At 55.0% G+C, this 7,172-nt stretch carries 9 protein-coding genes; all 9 read left to right on the top strand.

Annotated elements, in window-relative coordinates:
- Nucleotides 1-167: 167 nt before the first annotated feature.
- The 9 genes from RDU76_01710 to RDU76_01670 all read left to right on the top strand — a co-directional run bounded on the left by RDU76_01710 (nt 168) and on the right by RDU76_01670 (nt 7,171).
- The gene (locus tag RDU76_01710) at nt 168-629 is read left to right on the top strand and encodes a GNAT family N-acetyltransferase (protein MDQ7797646.1); all 462 of its coding nucleotides are present in this window, start codon (nt 168-170) and stop codon (nt 627-629) included.
- Between the two features lie 17 nt (nt 630-646).
- Nucleotides 647-1,447 carry a TRAP transporter TatT component family protein gene (locus tag RDU76_01705; protein MDQ7797645.1) on the top strand — a complete coding sequence of 267 codons (801 nt, stop codon included), beginning with the start codon at nt 647-649 and terminating at the stop codon, nt 1,445-1,447.
- Nucleotides 1,447-2,265 carry a methyltransferase domain-containing protein gene (locus tag RDU76_01700; protein MDQ7797644.1) on the top strand — a complete coding sequence of 273 codons (819 nt, stop codon included), beginning with the start codon at nt 1,447-1,449 and terminating at the stop codon, nt 2,263-2,265. The genes RDU76_01705 and RDU76_01700 overlap by 1 nt, the downstream gene beginning before the upstream one ends.
- Before the next feature lie 15 nt (nt 2,266-2,280).
- On the top strand, nt 2,281-2,556 hold the full coding sequence (locus RDU76_01695) for a cupin domain-containing protein (GenBank protein MDQ7797643.1): 276 nt from the start codon (nt 2,281-2,283) through the stop codon (nt 2,554-2,556).
- A 314-nt stretch (nt 2,557-2,870) separates the two neighbouring features.
- Nucleotides 2,871-3,833 carry a Gfo/Idh/MocA family oxidoreductase gene (locus tag RDU76_01690; protein ID MDQ7797642.1) on the top strand — a complete coding sequence of 321 codons (963 nt, stop codon included), beginning with the start codon at nt 2,871-2,873 and terminating at the stop codon, nt 3,831-3,833.
- Nucleotides 3,834-3,848: 15 nt separating this feature from the next.
- Nucleotides 3,849-4,409, top strand: a complete 561-nt coding sequence (locus RDU76_01685; GenBank protein MDQ7797641.1) for a pyruvate kinase alpha/beta domain-containing protein — start codon at nt 3,849-3,851, stop codon at nt 4,407-4,409.
- Between the two features lie 9 nt (nt 4,410-4,418).
- Complete coding sequence (locus RDU76_01680) at nt 4,419-6,104, top strand: glycosyltransferase family 39 protein (protein MDQ7797640.1); 1,686 nt, start codon at nt 4,419-4,421, stop codon at nt 6,102-6,104.
- Between the two features lie 57 nt (nt 6,105-6,161).
- On the top strand, nt 6,162-6,830 hold the full coding sequence (locus RDU76_01675; GenBank protein ID MDQ7797639.1) for a hypothetical protein: 669 nt from the start codon (nt 6,162-6,164) through the stop codon (nt 6,828-6,830).
- The gene (locus RDU76_01670) at nt 6,827-7,171 is read left to right on the top strand and encodes an Mth938-like domain-containing protein (protein MDQ7797638.1); all 345 of its coding nucleotides are present in this window, start codon (nt 6,827-6,829) and stop codon (nt 7,169-7,171) included. The genes RDU76_01675 and RDU76_01670 overlap by 4 nt, the downstream gene beginning before the upstream one ends.
- The last annotated feature ends 1 nt before the right edge of the window (nt 7,172 follow it).

Below are 7,172 nucleotides of genomic sequence, written 5' to 3'. Positions count from 1 at the left end.
GGTATTTGGGCCCAGTTTCTGGTAATTTAATAAAAGGTAAAACCCTTTATATCTACTTTTCTTCAAAATCATCAAAAATAGGCAGGAAAATTAATTAAACTTTAAGCTCTTATAAATTGATATTAAGATCTATCAATATATATTTGTGTTCTCCCCAAGCAGAAGAGATGCCATACATCAAAAAGCTGTGGGCCGACCCCCTAAGCATGGCCGAGGTGGGCGGGCCCATTCACCTAACAGAAGAGCAGGCGGCCAAATGGTTCTCCAAGATGGTCTCCCCCGGAAGCAAAACAGACCGGTATTTTCTCATATTCAACCAGAACGACCAGCCGGTGGGCGAGATCAGCTTCCACCGCTACGACCCTTCTACCGGCACCGCCGAGTTCAACATCAAGATCGAACATTGCCACCGCGGCCAGGGCTATGCCAAGCAGGCCGTTCCCCTGATACTGAGATATTTCTTCTTCGATTTCGGGGGGAAAGTAATGTGCGACCCGGTGGCGTTGGATAACCAGCCGGGACAGAAAGCTTTGATCAAGCTCGGCTTCAAAAAGGATGCCTCGCGTCAGGATGTCTGTCTTTTAAAAATGACCAAAGAGGAATTCATCAGCATCTACGGAAATAAATAATCATGAAAGGGACCATTATGAAGAAAGCTGTTTTGCTTCTGCTGGCCGGCCTATTGCTCGTCGGCCCGGCCCTGGCCCAGCCCGGTTTCGATGAGGCCCAGGACCTCTGGACCGACCGGGGAAACCAGTCCTCGCTGGAAAAGGCCATCGCCGTCTACGAAAAGGCCTACCAGACCAATCCTTCATACCCGCTGGCCGAGAGGCTGGCATACGCCTACTACTTCCTGGCCGACGCCTTTCTGGAGGGCGATGCCAAGGCCGATAATTATTACCAGGGCCACGAATGGGGCCTGACCTCGCTCAAATACAACGGCGAGTTCAAAAAACTGACCGAGGTGGACAAAAGATCCATGGGCGATGCCGTCTCGGTGCTGGGCAGGGAGTATGCCGGGGGGATCTTCTGGACCGCCACCTGCATCGGGAAATGGGGCAAAATGAAAGGGATATTCAAGACCGTCAAATCATCTAAGCAGGCCCGCAAGATGGTGGAGCATTTGTACCAGCTGGACAAGACCTACTATTACGGCGGCCCGGCCCGCTGGCTGGGGGCTTATTTCGCTTTGGCTCCCGGCATGTTCGGCGGGGATATGAAGAAGTCCAAACAGATGTACGACGAGGCCCTGCAGATGGCGCCGGATTATTTCGCCACCAGCGTGCTGATGGCCGAGAACTATGCCAGCAAGATAAAGGATCGCCAGATGTACGACCAGTTGCTAGACAAGGTCCTCTCCAGCCCGGCCGGCATCATCCCCGAGATCCTGCCGGAGCAGGTTGTGGAGCAAAAGAAGGCCCAAAAACTCAAGGAAGAGAAATTCTGATGGACGAAAAAGAGATATCGGCCTGGGCCGAGGCCTCCGGGATTTCGGTGGAGCAGGCCAGGGAATACCTGAAGAAGCTGGAGCCGCTGGATAAAAAGGAAGCCGACATCCTGCGGGAGGTTTTCTCCGGAGTGAACCAGCCGGTATTGGAGCTCAGCGCCGGGCGGGGCGAGTTCACCCGCCAATTGCTGGAGAAATACATCACGCCCCAAGGGAAACTCTACACCACCGAAAGACTGCCGGAGGTGGCCGAAAAACTTGTCCAGGCAATACCCGATAAAAGGCTGGAAGTGCTGGTCAGCGATTCCTCCACCCTTCCCCTGCCCGACGGTTCTGCCGGGCTGGTGATCTCTCGGGCCGCCCTGCATGATTTCGTCAGCGACGACGGCGACGTGGTCAAGGCCCTTAAGGACTGCGTCCGGGTGCTGGTACCGGGCGGAACATTCGTCATTTACGACAAGATCAAGGACGGTTACCAGGATGTCGTAACCGAATCGGCCGAGGGACGGATGGAAAAAATGAATGTCGAACTGGCGGCATTGGAGGGCAAGGTCTGCTGGGGCCTGCATTATCTGAAGGATTACGTCAGACTGATGGAGCAGATGGGCTTTGCCGATATCAAGACCTCCGTCCTGACGATGCCGGACCAGCCGGGATATGTCAGATATATGACCGGCAACCTGAATGAACGAAGAGCGGCCTATGTCAAACGCTGGGGAGAAAATGTCCATGCCGTCCTGGACAGCCTGGCGGCAGATTTTCAGAAAACCCCGCCCAGAGCCCTTTCCATGGCCTTTATCTGGGGAAAGAAGAATTAAGATGCCGCGGAACAAATGTCCGAAATAAAGATATCCCGTCCCTCCAAGGACGAACTGGATCAGCTGGGGATCGCCCAATGGTCCTCCTGGGAATGCGATCCCTCGGAGTTCGACTGGCAGTACCCCGACCGGGAGACGGCCTTTGTCTTCAAAGGCAAGGTAGTGGTCACCACGGACGACGGAGAGAAGGTCGAGATCAACGCCGGAGATCTGGTGGTGTTCCCCAAGGGACTCAAATGCCATTGGCAGGTGCTGGAGCGGATCGAGAAGGTCTATAAGATGGGAGACTAGTGGCTCCAGAAACGCTATCATTACTTTAACCATTATACCGCCTTTAGCACACAATCGGGGCTACCGACCCAGGTGTCGCCTTAAAATTATCAGCGAGCATCGCAGAAGGAGCCGTTAATAATTTGTCAGTGAGCGAGATTTGTGTCAATCTTGTGTTTGACAAATTTAGGCGATTCGAGAAGCACAGCGCCCGGATAATTTTTGAGCGACGAGCTTTTTTCTTTTTGGTTCTTTTTCATTTTGGCGGCACAAAAAAGAAAAAGAACGATTGCCAAGAGAAATATGCTTTTCCAATTTAAAACTACAGGAATATTATGTCAAAGCTAAAAGTGGGCGTCATCGGCGTGGGCAGCCTGGGCCAGCACCATGCCCGGGTCTACTCCGAGATCAAGGAGGTCGAGCTGGTCGGGGTGGCCGACAGCGATCCCCAAAGGGCCGAAGAGATCGCCGCCAAGCACAAGACCAAGGCCTTTTCGGATTACCGGGAATTGCTGAAAGCTACCCAGGCGGTCAGCGTGGTGGTGCCCACCAGCCTGCACTATCAAGTGGCAAAAGAGGTGATTGCATCCGGCAATCATCTGCTGCTGGAAAAGCCCATCACCGCAAGGATCGCCGAAGCGGAAGAATTGGTAAAGTTGGCCGAAGAAAGGGCGATCAAATTGCAGGTGGGCCATATAGAGCGCTTCAACCCGGCCATTCGGGCCGCCTCCGCCCATATCGACGACCCCAAATTCATCGAATGCACCCGGATCGCCCCCTTCGTCTCCCGGGGCACCGACGTGCCGGTGGTGCTGGACCTGATGATCCACGACATCGACATCATCCTTTCCTTCGTCCGTTCCCCGCTGAAGAACATCTCGGCCATCGGCTTCAACCTGATCAGCGAGAAGGAGGATATCGCCAACGCCCGTCTGGAGTTCGTCAACGGCTGTGTGGCCAACGTCACCGCCTCTCGGATCTCGGCCAAGAAGGAGCGCAAGATCCGCTTCTTCCAGCGCAACGCCTACATCAACGTCGACTACATGAAGCCGGAGGCCCGGGTCTACAAACTAAAAGGGGATCCCAAGGGCATGCTGGACCTGGCCAAAATGGTGGAATATCATGAGCTGAAGATCGACAAGATCGAACCGCTCAAGGCTGAACTGTCCGCCTTTATCGACTGTGTGACCGGCGACTCGGTTCCGTTGGTGACGGGACAGGACGGACTGATGGCGTTAACGGTGGCCGGGGACATTCTGGAGACCATCGAAAAGCATAAATTTCAGTTTTCACAATAACCGGAGGCATTTTATATGGAATATAAATATTTTGCCATGCCCGGCCCGGCCAACACCGAAGAGACCTTGCGGCTGGCCCTGTCCCGGGCCCGGGAGCTTGGCATTAAGAACATCCTGGTGGCCACCACCACCGGGGCGACGGCCCTTAAGGCCGCCGAACTGTTCTCCGGATTCAACCTGGTGGCGGTGACCCATTCGGCCGGCTTCTCGGCCAAGGATTCACAGGAATTGACGGCTGAGAATAGAAGTGCGCTGGAAAGGGAAGGCGTTAAGATACTTACCTGCCAGCACGCCTTGGGGGGCGTCAACCGGGCGGTCAGAAGGAAGCTCAATACCTACCAGATGGACGAGATCATCGCCTACACCCTGCGAACCATGGGTCAGGGCTTCAAGGTCTGCCTGGAGATGGCGCTGATGGCGGCCGACGCCGGGCTGGTCTCGGTCCAGCAGCAGGCCGTCGCCATCGGCGGCACCGGCAGCGGGGCCGACACTGCGGTGGTGTTGACCCCGGCCAACGCCCAGGATTTCTTCGACCTCAAGGTCCACGAGGTGATCTGCAAACCACGCAATATATAAGGTCGGCGGATGCATCTTGACAGGCTTAAATCATCTGACTTCTGGAGTTATCTATTTACCGAGGGATGGCGTCCCTACTTTTGGATCGCCCTGCTGGGGGCGGCAGTTTATTTCAGGTCGGTTTTCTTCGGGTTTGCCTATTTTGACGACGACCATCTGATCCTGGAGAACTTTCACCGTCTGGCGGATCTTAAGAACATTCTGCTGGCCTTCAGGACCGACATGAACTGGCAGTCCCCCGGGACCTATTACCGCCCCCTGGTAACCCTGACCTTCATCGGCGACGCCCTGTGGAGCGGCCGGAACCCCTGGGGTTACCATTTATCCAATGTCATCTTTCACCTGACGGCGTCCTGCCTGCTGTTTCGTCTGTTCAGGACCCTTAAATATTCCCATAAAATATCCCTGGCTTTCTGCCTGACCTTCGCCGTGCATCCGGTGTTGAACCATGCGGTGGCCTTCATCCCGGGCCGATACGACTCCTTGCTGGCGGTCTTTTCTCTGTTCGCGCTGACAACCTTCATCAAATATCTGGAGAGACCATCCCCGGCCCTCCTGCTGGCCCACCTTCTGTCATTCACCGCCGCCCTGTTCACCAAGGAGACCGCCGTGATCCTGCCGGGGGCCGGACTGCTCTACTACCTGCTGTTCCACCGCCGGGAATTCCGGAAGATTCTGGCGCCGGCACTGATCTGGCTGACGGGTCTCTCCCTTTTTCTGTTCCTGCGGAGGCAGGCGGTGGGACCGGTCTCGGTGAATTACAACACTTTCGCCGAAAACCTGGCCGGTCTGGTGAGCTATCTGGGCAAGATATTTTTCCCTTTCGATCTTTCGGTGATGCCCATTCCGGAAAATACCTCACTTTGGCCGGGAATGATAGCGCTGACCGGCCTGCTGGGCCTCCTCATTCTGGGAGGATTGAACCGAAAGCGGCATTTTATGTTCGGGCTGGGCTGCTTCCTGCTGTTCCTGGCCCCCACCGCCGCCAGGACCCTGGGGTTCGCCTACCTGCTGGAGCAGCGGTTGTATCTTCCGATGACTGGTTTTTTTATCATGCTGATGGAGTCCCGGGCCGTTCTGAAGGTCGCGGAAAGAAAATTTGCCCCGTTATTTCTGGCTCTTTTATTGGCCCTGCTTTCGGCGGTTTCCCTTTGGCACCTGGCTGTATACCGGGATGATATCTCTTTTTGGGGCAACGCTGTAAAATACTCCCCCGATTCCTACTTCGCCCATAACGTACTGGGGCAGAGGTATGCCGCCCGAGACAGGTGGCCGGAGGCGGAGGCGGAGCTGGCCCGGGCCGCGGATCTGAACCCCGGCAATGCCGCCATCCTCCACGATCTGGGGCTGATCCTGTATCAGCAGAAAAAATATCCCCAGGCCCAGGCCGCCTTTCAGGGGGCCGTTGACGCCGACAGCCTGGGAGCCGATGCCGGCCTCTATCTGCGACTGGCCAAGTCTCTGATCAAACAGGGCCTGACCCTTCCGGCCCGGAAGCCGCTGAAGCAGGCCTTTGCCCTGGACCCGGTCGATGTCGAAGCCAACGAGCTTCTGTCCTTCCTGTTCCTGAACCTCGGTCAGCGGGACAGTTCCCTTTATTATTACCACCGGGCGGTCCGGCTGGGCCTGCCTTATAATCCCGAGGTTATCCGCCTGATCACCGGGAAAGATCCGGCAAAACCTGAACCGCAATAATTTAACAGCCTTATCAGCATGTTTCTAAAATCATCCTTTATCCCGGCAAAACGGCAAATGCTGCTTCTGTCCATCGGAGCCATGGCGCTATCCGCCTGGCAGATAGCCCAGACCCTGTTCAAGATATTTCCCGCAGCCCTGCCCCCGGCCGGACTGCCTGTCTATCTGATAGCCGGCCTGGCAGGTTTTGCAGTGCTGGCCGCCCTGCCCGGGCATTTTATCAGGATAATAAGATCGGCCGGCCAGGGAAAGGATCTGGCATTCAACTGGGGCGAATTGGCCGATGTTCAGAACGCCGTCCTGGCCCCGGTTTTCAAATTCCTGCTGATAACCTTCTGGTCTTTTATGCCGATCGAAATGTATCTGGCGCTGATGATCAAAAACCAGGGGACCATATCGCCTCTGGCCATATTTACTCTTTTGGTTTTCAGCTTCTTGTACTTTCCCATGGCCTTGCTGATGACGGCCGTCACCGGAAAGCTGATGCCCTCACTGCTGCCTTCCAATATCATTGAGCCGATATTCAAGACCCTCAAACAATATATCCTGTTTCTGTTTTTATTCTGGGCCGTTTTTCTGCTGCCCCTGCTGGCATTGCTTCTCTGGCCGGTCCCTTTTATCGGACCCCTGGCATTCTCTTTCATTCTTTTATATCTTTGGTCCTGCGGCATGAACTTGCTGGGAGGCTTTTACCGTAAGGAAAAAGAAGGACTGAACTGGCAATGAAGATAGACTGCTATTCCTTTGGGTACGTTAAAATTGACGGCCTGGATTATCGCTCCGATGTCATCATCTATCCCGACCGGGTGGACGACAAATGGTGGCGCAAAGAGGGACACCGGCTGCAAATGGAGGACCTGGACGAGGTCTTTGGCCAGAAACCGGAGATATTGATAGTGGGCCTGGGCCAGCCGGGCTTGATGAAGGTGGACGGCAAAGTAGAGGAGTATTGCCGGAAGAACGAAATCCATCTTATGACAGCCCCCACCGAAAAGGCGGTTGAAGAGTATAATCATTCTGCGGCAATCACGCAGAAGGTCATTGCCTGCCTGCACCTGACCTGTTGAA

The organism is Candidatus Edwardsbacteria bacterium (assembly GCA_031082425.1).
GTDB lineage: Bacteria > Edwardsbacteria > AC1 > AC1 > EtOH8 > UBA2226.
The sequence above is the reverse complement of the archived record's forward strand: the minus strand, read 5'-3'. Positions and strand labels throughout refer to the sequence as shown.

Bases quoted from the DNA above. Each gene is read 5' to 3' on its own strand.
- RDU76_01680 (MDQ7797640.1), top strand. From the start codon at position 4,419: ATGCATCTTGACAGGCTTAAATCATCTGACTTCTGGAGTTATCTATTT.
- RDU76_01710 (MDQ7797646.1), top strand. From the start codon at position 168: ATGCCATACATCAAAAAGCTGTGGGCCGACCCCCTAAGCATGGCCGAG.
- RDU76_01695 (MDQ7797643.1), top strand. From the start codon at position 2,281: ATGTCCGAAATAAAGATATCCCGTCCCTCCAAGGACGAACTGGATCAG.
- RDU76_01700 (MDQ7797644.1), top strand. From the start codon at position 1,447: ATGGACGAAAAAGAGATATCGGCCTGGGCCGAGGCCTCCGGGATTTCG.
- RDU76_01675 (MDQ7797639.1), top strand. From the start codon at position 6,162: ATGCTGCTTCTGTCCATCGGAGCCATGGCGCTATCCGCCTGGCAGATA.
- RDU76_01690 (MDQ7797642.1), top strand. From the start codon at position 2,871: ATGTCAAAGCTAAAAGTGGGCGTCATCGGCGTGGGCAGCCTGGGCCAG.
- RDU76_01705 (MDQ7797645.1), top strand. From the start codon at position 647: ATGAAGAAAGCTGTTTTGCTTCTGCTGGCCGGCCTATTGCTCGTCGGC.
- RDU76_01670 (MDQ7797638.1), top strand. From the start codon at position 6,827: ATGAAGATAGACTGCTATTCCTTTGGGTACGTTAAAATTGACGGCCTG.
- RDU76_01685 (MDQ7797641.1), top strand. From the start codon at position 3,849: ATGGAATATAAATATTTTGCCATGCCCGGCCCGGCCAACACCGAAGAG.